This window comes from Alterirhizorhabdus solaris, from assembly GCF_007785815.1.
GTDB lineage: Bacteria > Pseudomonadota > Alphaproteobacteria > Sphingomonadales > Sphingomonadaceae > Alterirhizorhabdus > Alterirhizorhabdus solaris.
The window spans coordinates 26,862-44,989 of record NZ_VNIM01000005.1 but is presented as its reverse complement, the minus strand read 5'-3'; the positions used below and the strand labels follow the sequence as shown (position 1 = coordinate 44,989).

The following is an 18,128-nucleotide window of genomic DNA, read 5'->3' as shown; positions in this document are numbered from 1 at the left end:
GAAGCAAAGTTTGGGCTGTTGAGAATTTGGCCTTAGGCGAGGTATTCGATAAATGATAGGCGGCATCCTTCAAATGTGGCCTATTACTATAGATCGGGATTATTGATTCGCATGTCGCGGCGATCTGCAAGATTGCGATAGTGAGAGGCTAGTGATCTAACGACGAGTTCCCGCATACGGCCACCGTGTTCTGGCCGCACATCGGAATGCTCCAGGCCATCGATGTGATAGACCATCCCGATAAGCTCTCTGGGAAGCCCACGCATCAGCTCTGCCAGCATCGAAACAACGCTGGAAACGGTCTCCACGGTTACATCTGGTTGATTATCGATCACGTCGGCAGCGATCGCCACTTCCAGCTGCCCGATCCCCAGCTTCTCTAGAATCATATGGAATTCATCCATCCGCATCGGAGTGCGCTTATCGACCTCTGCGTGGAGGATCGTCTGAAGCCGAGTGCGTCCAATGCCCGTGATCGACGCCACCTGCCGGCGACTGAGATTACGCACGCTCATTCTTGCCAGAATGAAATCCACCCGCCCGGACGACCGGCTTTGGTCGGTCGCGTCGTGTTGCGACTGGGCCTCTGACAAGTTCATTGGAACCCCCTAACAACGTACCCATTGGTTAACGCGGGCTATCTCGCTGAATCAAGTGATTGTACCGCCATTTTGTCAGCTAAAGTCGTTACACTACCGTATCACCTGAATGGTATTACATTGGAGTCTCGACGTTTGAGGGCAATGCGGTATTCGCTAGCTTCCTGAATGCTCATGCCAAGCTTCGTCAAGACCTCGGTGGTATTGCGCTCTGCGATGAAGTCGAACAGCATAAGCGACATCACCTCAATGAATCTGACACTCTTTCCAAGTGCCTGCTCCAAGGAGGGGATAGCGGCGTCTATAAAGTCGGCGCTAGTCTCCAGAATCTCAATGCTTAGCTCTATATCTCCATCTGCGGGAATGATTCGCAGGTGAGCCTCCAGATCTTCTGTCTCATAACTTTCGGCGAGCTTGCCGGCTCTGTCTGCTCGGACATTTATTACCTCTCCTAAGGAAGCGTGACGATAGACGCTGTTTGAGAATACTCGAACACCCTCTGCCGAGAGCTTAAACAAGTACTCGGAGACCCGGAAATCGCATGCGCGCTTAGCGTCAGCCATGACAGCCTTCTTCTTTCAAGACCGAGATCACCGTCTGAGGCGACCAACTCGTGTGAACGTTGTACCTCATTCAGAGCACACCCGGAACAGAGTGGCCGAGGCCGCATACCCGCCCCGACTCGGATCTGATAGTGGGCGGAAGCCTGACCGCCGATACGGCCGCCCGGCCGCAGCGGCGGCCGGATTGACCGTGAGCGCGGCCAGCTGACCGTGACGGCGGTCACGCGACCGTTAGGACGGCCATCCCAAGCGTTAGATACCGATGATTCGGTGAATAATCCGCGAAAATCCCCTTTCGTCGAAAAGTTCCCAGCGTCCGCGATTGCGCCTTAGAATCTTGGCCGCCACCCCTTCTCCGGGCGCGCTGAAATGCGCTCGATCGAAGGAGACCTCCAACATGACGAAGTACCTTAAGATGGGCCGTGGTGCCGAGACGTCGGCGCTCGCCGCCGTCGCCGTCGCCGCGACTGCCGTGCTGCTGGCGCACCCGGCGTTCGCCGGCGCCGATGGTACGTTCGATACCGCGCTGCTGAAGTTCACAGACTTCCTGGAAGGCTCGGGCGGCAAGATCATCACCGTGCTGTCGCTCGCCGGCGGCGTGGTTGGTCTCGCCTCGGGCCGCTTCAGCCTCGGCCAGGTGGCGATCCCGGTCGGCGTCGGCGTCGGCGCCGGCACCGGCATTCCCATCGTCACCTCGACCGTCACCGCGACGATCTGACCTGCGGATGCCGGCAGCATAGCAGTGCTGCCGGCATCGTCCTGGAAGGTGGCGTGATGTCAGCCGACAAGTATGTGATCCCCTCTCATATGGATGACCCTGAGCTGATCGGGTTCTGGACGCTGGATGAGTTTCTCGCGATGGTCATCCCCTTCACCTGGGGGATCCTGTCCCAGCACATCGTCTTCGGGATCGGCTTTGCGATCCTGGGCTGGTGGGCGCTGAGAAAAGCCAAGGCTGGGCGGGCGACATCGTGGCTGATCCATCTGGCCTACTGGCATCTGCCGGGCGGCTTTCCGTCGCTGCGCGCCACGCCGCCTTCCTACCTCCGCTTGATGGTAGGCTGACATGGATTATTCGTACCAGCATACGCAGGGCCAGCGCGTCCTACGCCAGCGTAATCTGCTCGGCATCGCCGCGCTCGTGCTTGGCGGCGCGGTCGCGCTGCTGCTGCTCATTTCGGCCACCCGCAACCGCGAGATCGTCCTGCAGCCGGTGATCCGCTCGCCGCTGACCATCTCCAGCGCCGGCGTCTCGCGCGAGTATCTCGAGCTCGTCACGCGCGACGCCGCGATCCTCACCCTCACTCGCTCGCCGGGCACGCTCGAATACTGGATGGATTCGGTCCTCCAGATCGTCTCGCCCAAGGCGGAGGGCCGCATCAAGGCCGACCTGCTGCGCATCGTCAACGAGCAGCGCGGGTCGAGCATCTCGCAGTTCTTCAACATCCAGTCGATGGAGATCGACCCGAAGAACCTGCGCTCGTCCGTCAGCGGCACGCTCAACACGGTGGTCGGCCAAAAGGTCGTCACCAGCGAGCGCCGCACCTTCCAGTTCGACTGGGAGTATTCCGGTCTGTCCCTGAAGCTCATCGGCTTCGGCATGGTCCAGCCCGTCAAGAAGGGGAGGATCGGCGAATGATGTCGACGATGGTCGCGATCGGAACGGCGACCGCCGGCACGGCCCTCGCGTCGCGCATCTCGTGCCTTGCCAGTCGTGCGGTCGGCGGCGCGCTAATCGGCATCGCCGTCTTTGCCATCGCCACCCCTGCGGTCGCCGCGCCGGACCAGACGCTGATGGCCGCGGACGGCGCACAGGTCAGCTGCAGCGCGTCGGCCAGGGATCTCACCCGCATCAGCCTCGTCCAGGACGAGTTCGCCAGCGTGTCCAAGATCAACACCGGCAACCCGTCCGACGACTTCTCTGTCGTCAACGAGCCGGTGCGCGGCGACATCTACCTGTCGGTGCCTGATGGCTTCGCCCGCTCCGCTTTGTCGTTCTTCGCGACCAGCAAGCGCGGCTACGTCTACAAGTTTCAGTGCCGCGTGTCCGGCGACGAGGCGGTGCAGGTGTTCGTCACCAACCCCGCGATCGCCAAGGAGGCTGCCGAGCAAGGCGCAGCTCAGGTTGCGCAGGCGTCTTCCGAGGAAGGCGCGGTCGCGCTCGTCCAGGCGATGTACGCCAACAAGACGGTCGAGGGCTACGAGATGCGTCAGCGCTCGCTCAAGCCCGTCTATGTCGGTGACCTCAAGGTCCAAATGATCGCCGAATATCGCGGCGACACGATGACGGGCCGGGTGCTGCGCATCGAGAACAAGGGCACCCAGCCCACCACCCTCACCGAGGCGACGGTGGCCCCGCCGACCGCGCTCGCGGTCTCGATCGCGGAGGCCAAGCTCGCCCCTGGCAAGGTCACGACCGCCTATCTCGTCTCTCGTAACGGAAACTGATCGCCATGGGCATCAAGGACATGTTCTCGCGCAGCCGCAAGCCGCTCGACGGCCCGGAAAGCGCCGAAGCTGACGGCGTCTCGCCGGTCGCCTCCGAACTCGACGGCAACACCGCCGCCCGCAAGAAGCAGCGCATGCTGCTCGCGGGCATCGGCGGTGGCGGCCTGCTCCTGTCGTCCTTCTGGATGTTCAGCGGCAATGACAATGGCAAGGTGGTCGATCCCGACAAGGCCGAGACGGTGAAGGTGTCGACCGCGGACATGGTCAACCGTAACCTCTCCGAGCAGGAGTGGATGGCGCTCAGCGAAAACCGGTTCCAGTCGAACGAGAACCAGCTGAAGTCGGTCGACGGCACCAACGCCCGCGTGGCCCAGCTCGCGGCGCAGATGGAGGCATTGCGGGCGCAGAACCAGTCGATGTCGTCGGATGGGCAGCGCGTCCTGTCGGCCTACCAGTCCGAGAACGAGCAGTTGCGCCGCCAGGTCAACGAACGGGCCAGCGAGCCGCCGCCGCCGGTCGCCGGCCCGGCCGCGATGTACGGCCCTGGCGGAGCGGCGCTCTACCAGCGCCCGGGCATGGCCGCCCCGGGATCGGAGATGGCTCCCGCCCGGCTGAGCGAGGTCAAGATGGTGTCGTTCGGCGGGGCCGACACGGGCACCGCCTCCAAGGTCGCCAAGGGCAACACGGTCTACACCGACAGCCCCAACTACCTGCCGCCCAACAGCTTCGCGACCGCCAAGGTCATCGTCGGCGTCGACGCGGCGGCCGGCGTCAACAGCCAGACCGACCCGCTGCCGGTGGTGCTGCGCATCATCGGACCGGCGCGCTCGGTCATGCAGAACGGCAAGCTGCTGACGACGAAGATCCAAGGCTGCCTCGTCAACGGCGCGGCGCGCGCCGAGCTGTCGAGCGAGAAGGTCTACATCAAGCTGCAGAAGATGACATGCCCGCAGCCCGGCGGCCGCTATGCGGTCTCCGAGGTCAAGGGCTTCATCGCCTTCGGTGGCAAGACCGGCGTGCGTGGCCGCGTCGTCAGCCGCGAGGGGTCTTTGGTCACGCAGGCGTTTCTCGCAGGCCTCGTCGGCGGGATCGGCAAGGGGTTCGCCGCGAACTCCAATCTCGCGCTCACCTCGCCCAACGTCATCGTCAACGGCAAGCGCCAAGGTCTCGGCCTAAGCGACATCGCGGAGGGCGGCATCGGGAACGGCGTTTCCGAAAGCGGCGAGATGGTCTCCAAATATCTGATCGAGCGCGCCGAACAGTACCAGCCCGTCATCGAGATGCCGACCGGCGTCGATGTCGAGGTCGTCTTCCTGGAGGGTGCATATGTCCGTAACTGATCGCCTCCGCAACGTGCTGACCGGCCGCCGGGATCGTCTGGCGTTCCTCGCGGGCTTCGCCCTGCTGAGCGGCGTCACCGGCGCCGTCGCCGCCAGTCAGGTGCCGATCGACGACGCCAAGGTTGCCGGCCTCATCAAGGCGCGCCTGCCCAAGACTCAGCTGACCAAGGTCAACTGCGGCAAGGTTAATGGCCTCTGCGAGGTGACCGCCGGCAGCAACCTGTTCTACGTCGACCATTCGGGCCGCTACCTCGTCATCGGCCGCGTGTACGACATGCAGACGCGGCAGGATCTGACCGCGACGCGGCTGCTTGAGATCAATCCCGACATGCTGGTGGGTGGCGCGGCCAAGGCCAACGCCGCACCCGATCGCGACGAGATGCCGCCGATCGCGCAGAAGGCCGGTGCCGGTGTGCGCCAGACCTCGGCGCCGGCGCCGCTACAACGCCTCTCGATGGATGCGCTGCCCAAGGCCGGCGCGATCGTCTGGGGCAACCCGGCGGGGCGGACGGTTACCGTCTTCTCCGACTTCCGCTGCAGCTACTGCAAGGCGCTGTCGAACGCGCTGCGCTCGATGAACGTGCGGGTCATCGAGCGGCCGATCTCGGTGCTGGGCAGCCGCGACATCGCCAACCAGGTCTATTGCGCGAAGAATCGCGAGGAGGCGCTGCATCAGGCCTATGCCGGTGAGCCGCTGAAGAACTCGGGCGCCTGCGACACGTCGGGCCTCGATGCCAACGAGCGGTTCGCAAGGCAGCATGGCCTTAGCGGCACGCCGGTTATCGTCCGCTCGGACGGCGCTGTGATCGAGGGCTACCGGCCGAAGGACGTGCTTGCCGCCTGGATCGCGGGAGGCAAGGCATGACCCGCGGTCGCCTCCTCGCAGCAGCCCTCGTCGCCACCACAGCGCTTGCCGGCTGCACCACGATGGGCGGCAACATCAAGGGGAGCTTCTCCTGCGCGGCGCCCGACGGGATCTGCGCGCCGAGCTCGACCATCGACGATCGCGCGCTGGCGATGATCTCGGGCGAGGACGGCGACCGCATGATTACGCCGGCCGGTCCCTATCCTGCGCAGCGTACTGACGGCCGGGGCTTCCAGACCGCGGCAGCGGCACCCGCCCGCACCCACGAGCGCGTCCTGCGCATCGTTTTCCCGGCCCAGATCGACGCCGCGGGACGGCTCCATGAGCAAACGGCAGTCCATGCCGTCGTGGAGCAAGGCGACTGGCAGCAGGCGCTCGGCCCCTCGGCTGTCGCGACCCCCCCCGCGCAGGTCGCGGCGGCGACCGGCGGCGACACGCTGCTCTCGGCCGTCGAGCGGGCCGATCCGCCGGTCTCGGATGTGGCCGCGGTCGATCCCGACATGCCGAGCGAGGCCGCTGTTGCGGCTGCGCGCGCAAAGGCGGCGAGCGCGGATCCGGTGGGTGACATCAAGGACCAGGTGGCGCGCCGCCTGTCGGCGCGGCCGCGTCGGCAGGCGGCGAGCCTCTCCACGCCAGCCCGCTTGGGCAAACAAGCCCCCGCGCGCCCCGTCGCGGCATCGGCGCCTTCCGCGCCGACCGCGACCACGGCCGTCGTCCCCCAGATCACCGCCTCCCCTACCGTTCCGTCCGCGTCGTCTGCCCGCCCTGCCGTTCGGTCGACGTCGGCGGCGCCGACAGGCCCAGCGACGATCGTGCCGCGCTATGCGACACCGCGAGCCAAGGCCGTGATCGATGCTGTCGCGCACGATCGGGCGCTGCGTGATCGCATCGCGAGCGCCAAACCCCAGGCGCGTGAGGCGGCCCGTTCCGCCACCCCGACGCCAGTCCTGCCGACCGTGCCGGTGCTGCGCGCATCCTCGTTTCCGGGAGTCGACCAATGAGCTTCTTCAAGGGTCTCCTGTCGACGCTGCTCGGTGATGCGGCGAAACCCGAGGCGCCGCGTCCCGACACCGCGGTCCCGCGCTTCGTCCATTGGTTGCCGTACCGCAGCTACGATCCGAAGACGCACATCTTCTACAACAGCGCGACGCGTGGCTTCGTGCTCGAGGCGGCGCCGATGATCGGCGCGACCGAGCAGAGCCACGAGATCCTCGCGCAGTTCCTGTCGGAAGGCATCCCCACCCCCGGCGCGCTCCAGATCCATGGCTGGATGAGCCCGCGGATCAGCGAGCGGCTCTCGCAATGGTATCTGCCGCGCTACTCGGCCGCCGGCGTCTATGAGCGCATGGCCAAGCACCGCACCGAGTATCTGCTCGACGGCGTGTGGAACTCGCTGTCGAACGCCGCGCCCTTCTGCCTGCGCAACCACCGGCTCGCGCTCTCCTACTCGACCCCGGAGAACAGTCGGGTTTCCAACGAGGAGATCGTCTCCGTCATGGAGGGACTGGTCTCGGCGCTGGAGTCGATCGGCGTCCAGTCGCGGCCGATGGACCCCAAGACGCTCATCAGCTGGATCGACGACATCACCTCGCCGACGACGGCCCCGGGCGACGATACGATCACCTACAACCCGTTCGATCCGATCGCGGACCAGGCGGTGCGTCACGACCTCGAGATGAAGATCGATCCGGACCGCATCCTGCTGCGCACCGAGCGCTTCCGGCCGACCGGCAAGACGATCGATAACGCCCCCGAGATCGGCGAGATCTACCCCGACACGTTCGACGTGCGCTCCTTCTCGGTGCGCAACCTGCCGCAGCGCTGGGCGCCGTGGGACATGACCAAGCTCATCGGCGACATCTTCGCCGACAAGCTGCGCATGCCCTGCCCGGTGTCGACCAACCTCTGCCTCGATTTCCCCGATGCGGAAGCCGAGGGGCAGCGCGCCGGGCGCAAGTTCATACGGACCACGAGCCTTGCGGACAGCAAGTCGGCGCGGATGCTGCCGCAGCTGAAGGACCAGTCGGCCGAGTGGAAGTTCGTTAAGGACGAGCTGCGCCAGGGACGCAAGCTGGTGCAGGCGTTCTTCTCGGTCACCTCGTTCAGTCCGAAGGGCAAGGGCGACGCCAACGAGCGCGTGCTGAAATCGGTGTACCGGGCCGCCGGCTGGGACCTGCTCGACGATCGCTACCTGCAGATCCAGGGCCTGCTCGCCGCCATGCCGATGACGATGGCGAATGGCCTGTCCTATGACCTCAAGAACATGAAGCGGATGCGGACGGTGCTCACCACCACTGCCGCGAGCCTCATGCCGCTCCAGGGCGAGTATCTCGGCGGCGCCAACCCGCACCTGATGCTGGTCGGACGCCGCGGCCAGCCCTTCTTCTGGTCACCGTTCGAGAACACGGCGGGCAACCACAATGTCGCGGTGTTCGGCAAGTCGGGTTCGGGCAAGTCGGTCGCGCTGCAGGAGCTGTGCGCATCGCTGTGTGGCGCCGGCGCCAAGGTCGTCGTGATCGACGACGGCCGCTCGTTCGAGCACTCCGCCAAGCTGCAGGGCGGGGCCTTCGTCGAGTTCACCATGGCCTCGGGCTTCTGCATCAACCCCTTCTCGATGATCGATCCGGTGCTGGCGGAGACCGATGAGGACTACCTCATGGACTGCTTCGCGATGCTGAAATCCATCGTCAACCAGATGGCGCGGCACATCGACAAGCTCAACGACACCGAGCGCGGCCTGATCGACGGCGCGATCAACGAGGTATGGACCGCCAAGGGCCGCCAGGGTTCGGTCAACGACGTGATCGAGGCGCTCGACGCGACCGGCAATCCGCTCGCGATCGACCTCGCCATCGCGATGCGCCCGTTCTCGCGGACCGGCACCTATGGCCGCTTCTTCGAGGGCGAGGTGTCCTTCCAGCTCAAGGCAAACCTTACCGTGTTCGAGCTGTCCGATCTGTCCTCGCGCGAGGAGCTCCGCTCGGTCGCGCTCACCGCGATCATGTTCATGGCGAGCCAGGCGATGCGTCGCGAGGATCGCTCGGTGCCCAAGGCGCTGCTGCTCGACGAGGCGTGGCAGATGCTGAAGGGCGGCTCGATGGCCGACTTCATCGAGGCCTATGCCCGCACCTGCCGCAAGTACGGCGCGTCGCTGGTCACCGCCACGCAGAGCCTCAACGACTATTACAAGTCGGACGGCTCCAAGGCGGCGCTGGAGAATAGCGACTGGTTCGTCATCCTCCAGCAGAAGGCCGAGACGATCGCGGACTTCAAGAAGCACGACCGCTTCGAGATGGACGATCACACGGACGCGCTGCTCCGCTCCTTGAAGCGCAACGGCGTCGAATATTCCGACGTGATGATAAAGGGTCCGGACACGCTGGCGGTCGGCCGCCTCGTGCTCGATCCCTATTCGGCGACGGTCTTCTCGTCGTCGCCCCGCACCTTCGCCGCGATCCATGACCTGCTCGCCCAAGGACTGACGATGGAGGAGGCGATCGAGCGGGTCGCCTATCCGGAGAACCCCGAAAAGTGGAGCGATGTCGACGCGCCGCTCGCGATCGCGGCGGAGTGAGCGGCATGGCGACCAGCCCGCATCCCGCCCGGTCCCCCCGCAAGGTCGATTACGGCTTCCTCCTCTACTTCATGCTCCACGCGTTCGACTTCATCGCCACGACGCTGCTGATGACGTGGGGCATCTTCGTGCTGTTCTTCCTCGCGATCGGCGGCCTGTCGCTCGACGGGATGATGCACCAGCTCGCCAACCTGTCGACCCGCTACGTCGCGGCCGACGCGGCCCGCATCGATCAGTTCAAGCTCGTCGTCGGCGGCGTCCACATGGCCGTGGCGCTCGCCCTCATCTTCTTCCGCCGGCACGCGATCCTCCCGCGCGATCCGGCCCGTCCGGAGCATGGCGCATGATCGACCAGACCCCCTCGCCGATCGCCGAGCCCGCGGTCCCCGCCTTGGTCACGGCCGCCCGGACCAAGCGTAGCGCCACGGTGTTCGCCGGCTACACGACCGCGCAGCTCCTGCTCGGCGCGACCGTCCTGGCGCTGATCGTCTGGGGCATGTGGGTGACGCGGACGCTGATCGCGGCCCCGCCGCAGCATATCGTCAAGGCGGACCTGTCGCGGATCGTCGGCAACTACGTCCAGGCGCAGGCGCGCAGCTCGACCCCGCCAGCGCAGGTCGAGGCGCAGATGAAGCTGTTCATGGCTTCGCTCGACACCGAGCTGCAGCGCCGTGGCGCCAAGGGTCAGGTCGTGCTGGTCGGCGAGGCCGTCCTGTCGAAGAGCGTCCCCGACATCACGGGCGACGTGATGAAGGCGATCTATGCCGCGGGGGTGCGCGTGCCGCAGCCCACGACGCCGGCGCAAATGGGCGCCGTCCTCGGCGCGCAAGCACCAGCGCCGATGCAGGCCGCTCCGTCCCAGCTGGCACAAGGGGCGCCTGCCGGTGGCTTCGCCATGCCGCAGCCGGCGCCCGTCCCGGTCGATCCGAGCATGATGGCCGGGGCCGTCAATCCGGCTTTCAATCCTGCGACCGGCGCAAGCGTCTCCAGCTTCGGAGGTCCCGGTGGCCAGTAAGCCCGCGACCCTGCCGGCGGCGACGGAGGGCTTCCGCCCGCGCAAGCGCCTGTGGGCGGCTCTCGGCCTGTTCATCGTCGGCGCCGCTTCCTACAACGCGATCAGCGACTGGCGCGACACGCACGGCCTGCTCATCAACGCCTCGGAATCGCTGCCCAACTGGGCGTTCGTGATCCACAAGACGGCAGTGCCCAAGCGCGGGGAGTATGTCTTCTTCGTGCCGCCGGCCGACCCGCTGGTGATCCGCCACTTCGGGCCGCAGCATCAGATGTTCGGCAAGCTCGTCTATGGCATGCCCGGCGATCTCGTCGTTCATCGCGGGTCTGACGTGATCGTTGCCGGCAAGCTCGTCGCGCGCATGAAGCCGTTCACGAAGACCGGCGAGCCGCTGGTGGCGGGGCCGACCGGCGTGATCCCGCAGGGCTGCTACTTCGCCGGCTCGCCGCACGCGGACGGGTTCGACAGCCGCTATGCCGCGGTCGGCTACGCCTGCTCGAAGAAGATCGTCGGGGTCGGGAGCTCGATCCTGTGAGGCGCGGGCTCGAGACCGCCGCGATCGTGGCGCTGCTCTCGCTGTCGATGACCTCGGCGACGATGGCGAGCGACCACGGCGTCGTCGGCCAGGCGTTCCCGATCATCGAGACCGACCTGTTGGCGACGATCGAGCAACGGCTTCAGCGCCTGCAGGCGTCGGGCGGCATCGACCGGATGAACGCCGACTTCGCCAAGCGGGCGGAAGCGCGCGTGCGTCGGCCGAAGCCCGTCGACGGCATCACGCCGGCAACCGAAGCGCGGACCTGGGCCTATGATCCGACCATCGTCATCGAGCGTGACGTCCGCGACCAGAAGGGCAACCTCATCGCGCAAGCCGGTCGCACGGTGAACCCGCTCGACTTCGTCTCGGTGCGGCAAGCCCTCGTCTTCGTCGACGGTGATGACAAGGCGCAGATGGCTTGGGCGACGGCGCGCTACGATGACCTCAATTCCAAGATCATCCTCGTCAACGGCTCGCCGATCGAGGAGATGACGGCGCGCAAGCGCCGCTTCTACTTCGATCAGGAAGGCCGGATCACCGGCAAGCTCGGTATCCGCCACACGCCGGCGATCGCGGTCCAGGACGGCCGCGTCCTCAAGCTCTCCGAAATCCTCCTCAAGGGAAACAGCTGATGCCGCTCTGGCTCGACCTGCTGCGCACGCCGATGGCGGCGCCCGAAACCGACGATCTGCGCGTCATGCGGCGGACGTGGCAGATCCTGTGCGTCGCCTGCGCCGTGTCGGTGCTGGCGATCGCGCCGCTCGTCGCCCTGCTCGGTCGGCCGGCGTCGTTCGCCGTCGCCGCCCTGTTGGTGACCACCGCGCTCTATACCGCGCTCTACGGCTTCCGGAAGAACCGGGCGGACGAGGCGTTCATCAGCGCAAGCGTCGTGGAGGAGCGTCCATGACGTCGCTGCGCCTGTTCCTGCTGGGTCTGGTCGCTGTCCTGTCGACGGCGCTGATGACCCCGGCCGCGCAGGCGCAATCGACCTGCAGCGGCAAGTTCGTCAATCCGATCACCGACGTCTGCTGGTCGTGCCTGTTTCCGCTCTCGGTCGGCGCGCTCAAGATCTGGCCGTCGACCCGGCCCGACACGGCCAACCCGTCCTCGCCGATCTGCGCGTGCGGCAATCCCGTGCCGCGGATCGGCATCGCCGCCGGCTTCTGGGAGCCGGTGCGTCTGGCCGACGTCTCGACCAAGCCGTGGTGCTTCGTGAACCTCGGCGGCATGAAGATCGCGCCGGGCTTCGACATCGGCCAGGGCCACCTCGAGGGGCCATCCGCGATCGGCGGCAAGGCGCAGAACTCGTCCAAGTGGCACGTCCACTGGTACGTCTATCCGCTGCTCTACTGGATGGAGATCCTGACCGACTTCCTGTGCTTCGAGCAGGCATCGTTCGACATCGCCTACATGACCGAGGTCGATCCGCTCTGGCAGGACGACACGCTGACCGCGCTCATCAACCCGGAAGCGGTGCTGTTCTCGTCGCCGATCGCGCAGGCCGCGTGCGCCGGCGACTGCGTCGCCTCGACCGCCGGCCTGTCGCTCGATCCGGTGTTCTGGTGCGCCGGCTGCCAGGGTCCGATGTATCCGGTCAACGGCAACGTCGCCGCCTCGATCGGCCACGTCCAGGCCTCGCGCCTCGCGCTCGCCCGCTTCGCCTTCAAGATCCACCGCGAGGGTCTGGCCTGGGGCACGATGGGCTCCAAGGGCCTGTGCAACAAGTACCTCATGCCGGTGCTGAGGAAGCAGCAGTACCGCGTCCAGATGGTCAACCCGATCCCGACCGTCGCCGGTCCCGGCGCATGCTCCGCGCTCGGCGCCTCGACCATGCCGCCGACGTCGGGCCGCGCCTTCCCCGTCAAGGGCGAGGACATGGGCTACCTCGTCTGGCGCAAGCGCAACTGCTGCGTGCTCTGAGGAGACAGAACCATGCGCCGCACCACCATCGTCATCGCCGCCCTCGCCGGGGTCGCCGGCATCCAGGCGCTTGCCCAGACCGTCGACGGCCTCGACCTACAGGCGATTAAACGCCGTTCGGCCGAGATGGCGACGGACGCGCAGGCGTTCGCCGAGCAGGTCCGCACTCGCGGCGACGCGTTTCGCGAGGACGCGATCGCGGTCCGTGACAAGGGCACCGACAACATCGTGGCGCTCGCCAAGGCGGATCTGCCGGCGGGCAGTGACGGCGCGTTCGACTTCGACGAGATCATCAAGGGCGCGAGCGGCAACGTCGCGGGGACGAAGGGCGATGCGCCGCAGTTCATCGCCTTCGCCAGCCTATCGATGCCTCCGGCGTCGCTTCGTCAGCTGATTGCGGAGACGTCGAAAGCCGGCGGGATCGTTGTATTTCGCGGGTTTCCGAATAACTCGATGAAGCAGTTCAGCGCGATGCTGGGCAAGGTCGTCAACGACAAGGACCAGCTCTCCAACGTCGGCATCGACCCGCGCCTGTTCCGCGCCTTCGACGTCCAGGCAGTGCCGACGTATGTCGCGGTCTCGTCCGACTTCGACATGTGCGCCGGGCTCCACTGCAAGACGGTGGTGCCGCCTTATGACCGGATCACCGGCAACGTGTCGGTGCGCTACGTCCTCGACACCTTCGTCGACGCACGCGGACCCGGCGCCGGCGTCGCTGCCGTGGCGCGGCGCAACATGGCCAAGGCTGGCGGTTGAAGCGTCTGGTCGCCTCGATCATGCTGTCGCTGGCGCTCGCAGGTGCCAGCGACGTCGTCGCGCAGACGACGATCGAGGAGGCGCGCCAGCAGGGCAAGGACATGGGAAAGGCGATGCGCGCCGACGAGGCGCTGATGCCGAGTGACGCGAAGGTCGCCGAGGTGCCGGGCTATGCCGGCACCGACCTGCCACAGAACGTCTACTACGACGATCCTGACCGCCTGGTGGTTGACGGAACCGCTCAGGCGAACACCGATGCCGCCTACGGCTCGGTGACTGACCGGGACCATAGTCGTGCGACCTTCAGCAACGCCGAGATCCTGTCGACGACAAGCCGGGGCACCACCATCGTAGGCGACCCGAACACCTATCTCGAAGGCGAGAGCATGGGCGGCACGTCCGGCTCCTGCACCCCGCTACCGCCGGCATCGGGCAGCAACGGCTATTACGAGGCAACCTGTAACCGCGGCACCAGGATCGAGGAAGGCGGGGCGGTCTGCCGCACACCCCTCGTCGTCAATGTGACGCCCGGCACCACCAAGTACCTTTATACCTGCGAGAACTGGGCGACGACCACCGCGCAGGGCAACAATAACACATCGCGGCGGTGCTTCCCCACTTTCAACGCACCGGTCGCGAGCGGTGTCTGCCGGGAACGCTCTCGCCAGACCGTCACGTACAACATCTGCCGGGCGCGAAGATCACGCTTTTGCATCGAGCCCGACGTCGAGGAGGGCGACACGATCACCTACGAGTGCGATACGCCCGCGGTCCGCCGAGCGTACCAGACCGAGGTGACCGGCGGAGTAGTCAGCGAGCATCGTGACGAGCGCATGTGCAGCGCCGCGACCGCCAACCAGACCTGCGAGTTGTCGGCCGAAACCTGCGTCGACCCAGAGCCCTCGACCCGCACCGTCAGTGGTGTTGAAGTGACGCGCGCCTGCTGGGACTGGCAGCGTACCTACAGCTGCCACCGCACCTCGGAAACCAGCGACTGCGCCGACCTCGATGGCAATGGCCTCTGCAGCTATTTGCGGGACGAATGCCTGGACGATCCGCAGGAGGGCGCCTGTCGCGTTTCCCAACGGGTCTACAAATGTCCCCTTCCCGCCGGTCCCGCGGCCGACAAGCAATATGTCTGCGGCGGCGACGTCTACTGCCTCAACGGCAACTGCGAGACGATCGAGCGCGAGGCGTCTACCGAGTTCAAGGATGCCGTCGTCGCGCTCCACTCGATCGGGGATGCCGGCAAGCAGTTCGATCCGAACAACCTGACGGTCTTCTCCGGCGAGCGCGACACCTGCCACAAGAAGATTTTCGGCGCCGCCAACTGCTGCTCGGGCAAGGGCGTCCCCTTGCTGACCCCGGCGCTCTGCAGCGCGGCCGAGAAGAAGCTCGACGAGAAGGACGACAAGGGCCTCTGCTACAAGGTTGGCAGCTACTGCTCCGACAAGGTGCTGGGCGTCTGCGTCACCTCCAAGGATGCCTATTGCTGCTTCGGCAGCAAGCTTGCCCGCATCCTCCAGGTCCAGGGCCGTGCCCAGATCGGCAAGGCCTGGGGCAAGCCCAAGACCGAGCAGTGCAAGGGCTTCACCATTGAGGAGTTCCAGCGCCTCGACCTGTCGAAAATGGATTTCACCGAGGTCTACGCCGAGTTCACCGAAGCCGCGAAACTGCCCGACGAGGTGGGGACGCTGGGCGATATCCAGCACAAGATACAGGGGTATTATGACCTTCACGGGGGCAAATGATGCTGACGGCGCCGGGGGGCGTTCGCCCTGCCCGATCGACATGTCGGTGCTCGATCTCGCGATCTTCCTGCGCATCCACCGCGCCGGACGCGGGCAGTCGGCCGGCGAGGTCGCAGCGACGGTTTCACGCTGGTTCGGCTGCGCGATCGATCCGCGTGAGATCGAGGCGGCCTTTCCACGCATGGTCGACAAGGGCTGGCTGGTCCGCCGTGAGACCGGAATGCGCGCCACGGCCAACGGCCGCAGGCATGGCCGCCTCCACCTGCGCGGTCTTGTCCGCATGATGGATCAGGGCACCAGGATGATCGACGTCGCACTGACCATGGCGATGCTGAAGCTCGCCGAGACCGAGCTCGATGGCGATTACGAGGAAGGGGTTGATGACGATGGCGAGGATTGAGAGCCGCGGCCGTCTGGCGGCTTGCCTGCTGATGTTGGTCGCGACTGTCGCGCCGATCGCAGCGCCGGTCGCCGCGCAGACGCTCGATCCGGAGCAGGTCGCGCTGGCGGATGCCGCGATGGATCAGGCTGACGCGGCGGATCCGCAGTCGGTGTCCGCCTCCGATCGCGGCGATCGCGGCGACAGCTTCTATTGCGGCGAGCGGCGGCTCGGGCAGTGGTTCTACTGCGAACGCCCCAAGGCGGAGGTGGCCAGGCCGAAGGCCGCGCCAGCCCCGGCGCAGAGTGCAGCCGAGCGGATGAAGGCCATCTCGGCGCAGCTCGACGAGTTGAAGGCCCGCGCGATCCTGGAACCGACCGAGGAGAACGTCATCGCCTACGTCCGCTTCCAGCGCGAACAGCTGGATCGCGCCTCGACCTTCTCGGATACGTGGCAGCGCGCGCTGTGGCAGAACCCGGACATCGACTACACGCTGCAGCGGCCAGTCTCGACCGTTGCCAAGCGCGCATGGACCGACAACCGCACCGCCGATCGCGACCGGGTGCTCTCGGCGCTGGGTCAGCGCTACGGCATGTTCTACTTCTTCGCGCAGAGCTGTGCCGCCTGCGAGGTGTTCTCGCCGATCCTGCGCTCGGTTGCCGACAGCCACCGCATTACAGTGATGGCGGTCTCGACCGATGGAGGACCTAGCCACCAGTTCCCCAACTATGTGGTCGATAGCGGCCAGCGCAAACGCATGGGCGTGCCGCTCGCCACGCCGGCGCTGGTGCTGTTCGACACCGCGACCAGGAAGACGGTGCCGATCGGGTTCGGGGTGATGTCGGCCGACGAGATCATGGACCGCATCTTCATGCTCACCAACACCAAGGTCGGGAGCGACTACTGATGGCTCAAGCCCCCTCTCCCCGCCCCTCTGCTTTCCGCGCTTTCCTGCGCCGGACCGCCGCGGTCGCGATGACGCTCGGTGCTGCCAGCATGGTGCCGGTCGGCATCGCACGGGCCGACGTCGCCGGGCAGATGAACAACTTCTTCAACGACGCCGGCGGGGCCGCCAACGTCACCGGGCCAAGCGCCTATCAGGGCCAGACGGCCGGCTACTACACCGGCGGCAACGTCTGGTCGCGTTTCCCGCAGAAGAGCGTCCAGCCGTTCAACCTCCAGCTGCCGAGCGCGCGCGCCGGCTGCGGCGGCATCGACCTGTTCTCCGGTTCCTTCTCGTTCATCAACGCGTCGGAAATGGTGGCGATGATGAAGGCGGTCGCCAACAACGCGCTCGGCTTTGCCTTCAAGCTCGCGATCGACAGCGTCTCGCCCGAGATCGGCAAGGTCATGGGCGAGTTCCAGCAGGCCGCCCAGCAGATGAACCAGATGAACATCTCCTCGTGCGAGGCGGCGCAAGGGCTGGTCGGCTCGGTCTGGCCGAAGATGGCGGGCGCGCGCTCGACGATCTGCACCGCGGTCGGCAATGCGCAGGGCAAGTTCTCCGACTGGGCACGCTCGCGGCAGGGCTGCAACGCGGAGGGCCAGCAAGACTCGACGCTCGCCGGTAATAGCGATCCCAAGATGGCCGAGCATATCCCGGGAGCGCCGCGCAACTACACCTGGGAGGCGATCAAGCGGTCCAACAAGTTCGGCGGTTTCGACAAGGGCTTCTCCGAATATTTGATGACGCTGGTCGGCACGATCATCACCAACCCCGATGCAGCCGGCGGCGCCAGCGTGCAGTTCGTCGGTCCGGCCGAGGACGCAGTGGTGACCGCGCTCCTCGATGGCACCCAGACCGGCAATTCGGTCAAATTCCTGTCGTGCGACGAGGCCGACAAGTGCCTCAACGTGTCCGAGCAGCAGCTCAACATCGCGACCAGGGATGGGCTTCGCCAGAAGGTGAAGACGATGATCGAGTCGATGAACGACAAGATCCGCACCGATGGCGCGTTGAGCGCGGCCGAGCAGCAGCTGCTCAACATGACCACGGTGCCGCTCTACAAGATCCTCACCGTCCAGGCGCTCGCCCACGGAACCTTCACCGGTGACGAGGTCGACGCCATGGCCGAGATGGTTTCGGTCAACCTGCTCTCGGCGATGATCGAGAACATGCTCGACCGGATCAACCAGGCCGAGGTCCACTTCCAGCCGGCCGACGAGGGCATGGCGCAGACGTGGCGGACGCAGCTTTCCGAAGCGCGCAATCGCTACGCGCAGCGCGACGTCAAGCTGAAGAACACGCTCAACATGACGATCGCGCTTATCAATCGCTCGGTGCAGCTGGAGTCCACGCTCCAGAACGCGATGTCGCCGGGGATGGCCGCGTCGCTCAATTTCTCGCGCGGGCTTAGCGCCCAAGGTCTCAACTAAGGCGGGA

General features: G+C 66.0%; 21 protein-coding genes. 19 read left to right on the top strand and 2 right to left on the bottom strand.

The window, feature by feature from the left end; translation table 11 throughout:
- Positions 1–86: 86 nt before the first annotated feature.
- The gene (locus tag FOY91_RS02550; protein WP_145147817.1) at positions 87–599 is read right to left on the bottom strand and encodes a hypothetical protein; all 513 of its coding nucleotides are present in this window, start codon (positions 597–599) and stop codon (positions 87–89) included.
- 101 nt (positions 600–700) lie between these two features.
- Positions 701–1,162, bottom strand: coding sequence for a hypothetical protein (locus tag FOY91_RS02545; protein ID WP_145147815.1), 462 nt, complete (start codon positions 1,160–1,162; stop codon positions 701–703).
- Positions 1,163–1,559: 397 nt separating this feature from the next.
- On the opposite strand from FOY91_RS02545, the gene FOY91_RS02540 reads away from it, so the two are divergent.
- The 19 genes from FOY91_RS02540 (at position 1,560) to FOY91_RS02450 (ending at position 18,121) form a co-directional block, all read left to right on the top strand.
- Positions 1,560–1,880 (top strand): TrbC/VirB2 family protein, encoded by a 321-nt coding sequence (locus tag FOY91_RS02540; protein WP_145147813.1) that lies wholly within the window; start codon positions 1,560–1,562, stop codon positions 1,878–1,880.
- A gap of 56 nt (positions 1,881–1,936) precedes the next feature.
- Positions 1,937–2,227 carry a type IV conjugative transfer system protein TraL gene (gene traL / locus FOY91_RS02535; RefSeq protein WP_145147811.1) on the top strand — a complete coding sequence of 97 codons (291 nt, stop codon included), beginning with the start codon at positions 1,937–1,939 and terminating at the stop codon, positions 2,225–2,227.
- 1 nt (position 2,228) lies between these two features.
- Complete coding sequence (locus FOY91_RS02530) at positions 2,229–2,801, top strand: type IV conjugative transfer system protein TraE (protein WP_145147809.1); 573 nt, start codon at positions 2,229–2,231, stop codon at positions 2,799–2,801.
- Positions 2,801–3,610, top strand: a complete 810-nt coding sequence (locus FOY91_RS02525; protein WP_145147897.1) for a type-F conjugative transfer system secretin TraK — start codon at positions 2,801–2,803, stop codon at positions 3,608–3,610. Before FOY91_RS02530 ends, FOY91_RS02525 begins: the two co-directional genes overlap by 1 nt.
- 5 nt (positions 3,611–3,615) lie before the next feature.
- Complete coding sequence (locus FOY91_RS02520) at positions 3,616–4,950, top strand: TraB/VirB10 family protein (protein WP_145147807.1); 1,335 nt, start codon at positions 3,616–3,618, stop codon at positions 4,948–4,950.
- On the top strand, positions 4,937–5,815 hold the full coding sequence (locus tag FOY91_RS02515) for a DsbC family protein (RefSeq protein WP_145147805.1): 879 nt from the start codon (positions 4,937–4,939) through the stop codon (positions 5,813–5,815). The genes FOY91_RS02520 and FOY91_RS02515 overlap by 14 nt, the downstream gene beginning before the upstream one ends.
- Positions 5,812–6,816: a conjugal transfer protein gene (locus FOY91_RS02510; RefSeq protein WP_145147803.1), complete on the top strand. Its 1,005-nt coding sequence runs from the start codon at positions 5,812–5,814 to the stop codon at positions 6,814–6,816. The genes FOY91_RS02515 and FOY91_RS02510 overlap by 4 nt, the downstream gene beginning before the upstream one ends.
- Complete coding sequence (gene traC, locus FOY91_RS02505; protein ID WP_145147801.1) at positions 6,813–9,389, top strand: type IV secretion system protein TraC; 2,577 nt, start codon at positions 6,813–6,815, stop codon at positions 9,387–9,389. Before FOY91_RS02510 ends, traC begins: the two co-directional genes overlap by 4 nt.
- Positions 9,390–9,394: 5 nt before the next feature.
- Positions 9,395–9,736 (top strand): hypothetical protein, encoded by a 342-nt coding sequence (locus FOY91_RS02500; RefSeq protein WP_145147799.1) that lies wholly within the window; start codon positions 9,395–9,397, stop codon positions 9,734–9,736.
- The gene (locus tag FOY91_RS02495) at positions 9,733–10,404 is read left to right on the top strand and encodes a type-F conjugative transfer system protein TrbI (protein WP_145147797.1); all 672 of its coding nucleotides are present in this window, start codon (positions 9,733–9,735) and stop codon (positions 10,402–10,404) included. Before FOY91_RS02500 ends, FOY91_RS02495 begins: the two co-directional genes overlap by 4 nt.
- Positions 10,394–10,936 (top strand): S26 family signal peptidase, encoded by a 543-nt coding sequence (locus tag FOY91_RS02490; protein ID WP_238995192.1) that lies wholly within the window; start codon positions 10,394–10,396, stop codon positions 10,934–10,936. Before FOY91_RS02495 ends, FOY91_RS02490 begins: the two co-directional genes overlap by 11 nt.
- Entirely contained in the window at positions 10,933–11,571 is a 639-nt protein-coding gene (traW, locus tag FOY91_RS02485) for a type-F conjugative transfer system protein TraW (RefSeq protein ID WP_145147795.1), read from the top strand. Before FOY91_RS02490 ends, traW begins: the two co-directional genes overlap by 4 nt.
- Positions 11,571–11,846 carry a hypothetical protein gene (locus FOY91_RS02480; RefSeq protein WP_145147793.1) on the top strand — a complete coding sequence of 92 codons (276 nt, stop codon included), beginning with the start codon at positions 11,571–11,573 and terminating at the stop codon, positions 11,844–11,846. The genes traW and FOY91_RS02480 overlap by 1 nt, the downstream gene beginning before the upstream one ends.
- A complete protein-coding gene (gene traU / locus FOY91_RS02475) occupies positions 11,843–12,859 on the top strand; it encodes a conjugal transfer pilus assembly protein TraU (protein WP_145147791.1) in 1,017 nt (338 codons plus the stop codon). The genes FOY91_RS02480 and traU overlap by 4 nt, the downstream gene beginning before the upstream one ends.
- 12 nt (positions 12,860–12,871) lie before the next feature.
- Entirely contained in the window at positions 12,872–13,615 is a 744-nt protein-coding gene (gene trbC / locus FOY91_RS02470) for a type-F conjugative transfer system pilin assembly protein TrbC (protein ID WP_145147788.1), read from the top strand.
- Entirely contained in the window at positions 13,612–15,366 is a 1,755-nt protein-coding gene (locus FOY91_RS02465) for a conjugal transfer protein TraN (protein WP_338062058.1), read from the top strand. The genes trbC and FOY91_RS02465 overlap by 4 nt, the downstream gene beginning before the upstream one ends.
- A complete protein-coding gene (locus FOY91_RS02460) occupies positions 15,344–15,766 on the top strand; it encodes a hypothetical protein (RefSeq protein WP_145147786.1) in 423 nt (140 codons plus the stop codon). The genes FOY91_RS02465 and FOY91_RS02460 overlap by 23 nt, the downstream gene beginning before the upstream one ends.
- 118 nt (positions 15,767–15,884) lie before the next feature.
- Positions 15,885–16,652, top strand: coding sequence for a conjugal transfer protein TraF (locus FOY91_RS02455; protein ID WP_420822852.1), 768 nt, complete (start codon positions 15,885–15,887; stop codon positions 16,650–16,652).
- Positions 16,652–18,121, top strand: a complete 1,470-nt coding sequence (locus FOY91_RS02450; protein ID WP_145147784.1) for a conjugal transfer protein TraH — start codon at positions 16,652–16,654, stop codon at positions 18,119–18,121. The genes FOY91_RS02455 and FOY91_RS02450 overlap by 1 nt, the downstream gene beginning before the upstream one ends.
- Positions 18,122–18,128 lie beyond the last annotated feature (7 nt).

What these genes read in the sequence shown, in the direction of transcription:
- FOY91_RS02550 (WP_145147817.1), bottom strand. Translation starts at nt 599, where the DNA reads ATGAACTTGTCAGAGGCCCAGTCGCAACACGACGCGACCGACCAAAGC.
- FOY91_RS02545 (WP_145147815.1), bottom strand. Translation starts at nt 1,162, where the DNA reads ATGGCTGACGCTAAGCGCGCATGCGATTTCCGGGTCTCCGAGTACTTG.
- FOY91_RS02540 (WP_145147813.1), top strand. Translation starts at nt 1,560, where the DNA reads ATGACGAAGTACCTTAAGATGGGCCGTGGTGCCGAGACGTCGGCGCTC.
- traL (WP_145147811.1), top strand. Translation starts at nt 1,937, where the DNA reads ATGTCAGCCGACAAGTATGTGATCCCCTCTCATATGGATGACCCTGAG.
- FOY91_RS02530 (WP_145147809.1), top strand. Translation starts at nt 2,229, where the DNA reads ATGGATTATTCGTACCAGCATACGCAGGGCCAGCGCGTCCTACGCCAG.
- FOY91_RS02525 (WP_145147897.1), top strand. Translation starts at nt 2,801, where the DNA reads ATGTCGACGATGGTCGCGATCGGAACGGCGACCGCCGGCACGGCCCTC.
- FOY91_RS02520 (WP_145147807.1), top strand. Translation starts at nt 3,616, where the DNA reads ATGGGCATCAAGGACATGTTCTCGCGCAGCCGCAAGCCGCTCGACGGC.
- FOY91_RS02515 (WP_145147805.1), top strand. Translation starts at nt 4,937, where the DNA reads ATGTCCGTAACTGATCGCCTCCGCAACGTGCTGACCGGCCGCCGGGAT.
- FOY91_RS02510 (WP_145147803.1), top strand. Translation starts at nt 5,812, where the DNA reads ATGACCCGCGGTCGCCTCCTCGCAGCAGCCCTCGTCGCCACCACAGCG.
- traC (WP_145147801.1), top strand. Translation starts at nt 6,813, where the DNA reads ATGAGCTTCTTCAAGGGTCTCCTGTCGACGCTGCTCGGTGATGCGGCG.
- FOY91_RS02500 (WP_145147799.1), top strand. Translation starts at nt 9,395, where the DNA reads ATGGCGACCAGCCCGCATCCCGCCCGGTCCCCCCGCAAGGTCGATTAC.
- FOY91_RS02495 (WP_145147797.1), top strand. Translation starts at nt 9,733, where the DNA reads ATGATCGACCAGACCCCCTCGCCGATCGCCGAGCCCGCGGTCCCCGCC.
- FOY91_RS02480 (WP_145147793.1), top strand. Translation starts at nt 11,571, where the DNA reads ATGCCGCTCTGGCTCGACCTGCTGCGCACGCCGATGGCGGCGCCCGAA.
- traU (WP_145147791.1), top strand. Translation starts at nt 11,843, where the DNA reads ATGACGTCGCTGCGCCTGTTCCTGCTGGGTCTGGTCGCTGTCCTGTCG.
- trbC (WP_145147788.1), top strand. Translation starts at nt 12,872, where the DNA reads ATGCGCCGCACCACCATCGTCATCGCCGCCCTCGCCGGGGTCGCCGGC.
- FOY91_RS02460 (WP_145147786.1), top strand. Translation starts at nt 15,344, where the DNA reads ATGACCTTCACGGGGGCAAATGATGCTGACGGCGCCGGGGGGCGTTCG.
- FOY91_RS02455 (WP_420822852.1), top strand. Translation starts at nt 15,885, where the DNA reads ATGGATCAGGCTGACGCGGCGGATCCGCAGTCGGTGTCCGCCTCCGAT.
- FOY91_RS02450 (WP_145147784.1), top strand. Translation starts at nt 16,652, where the DNA reads ATGGCTCAAGCCCCCTCTCCCCGCCCCTCTGCTTTCCGCGCTTTCCTG.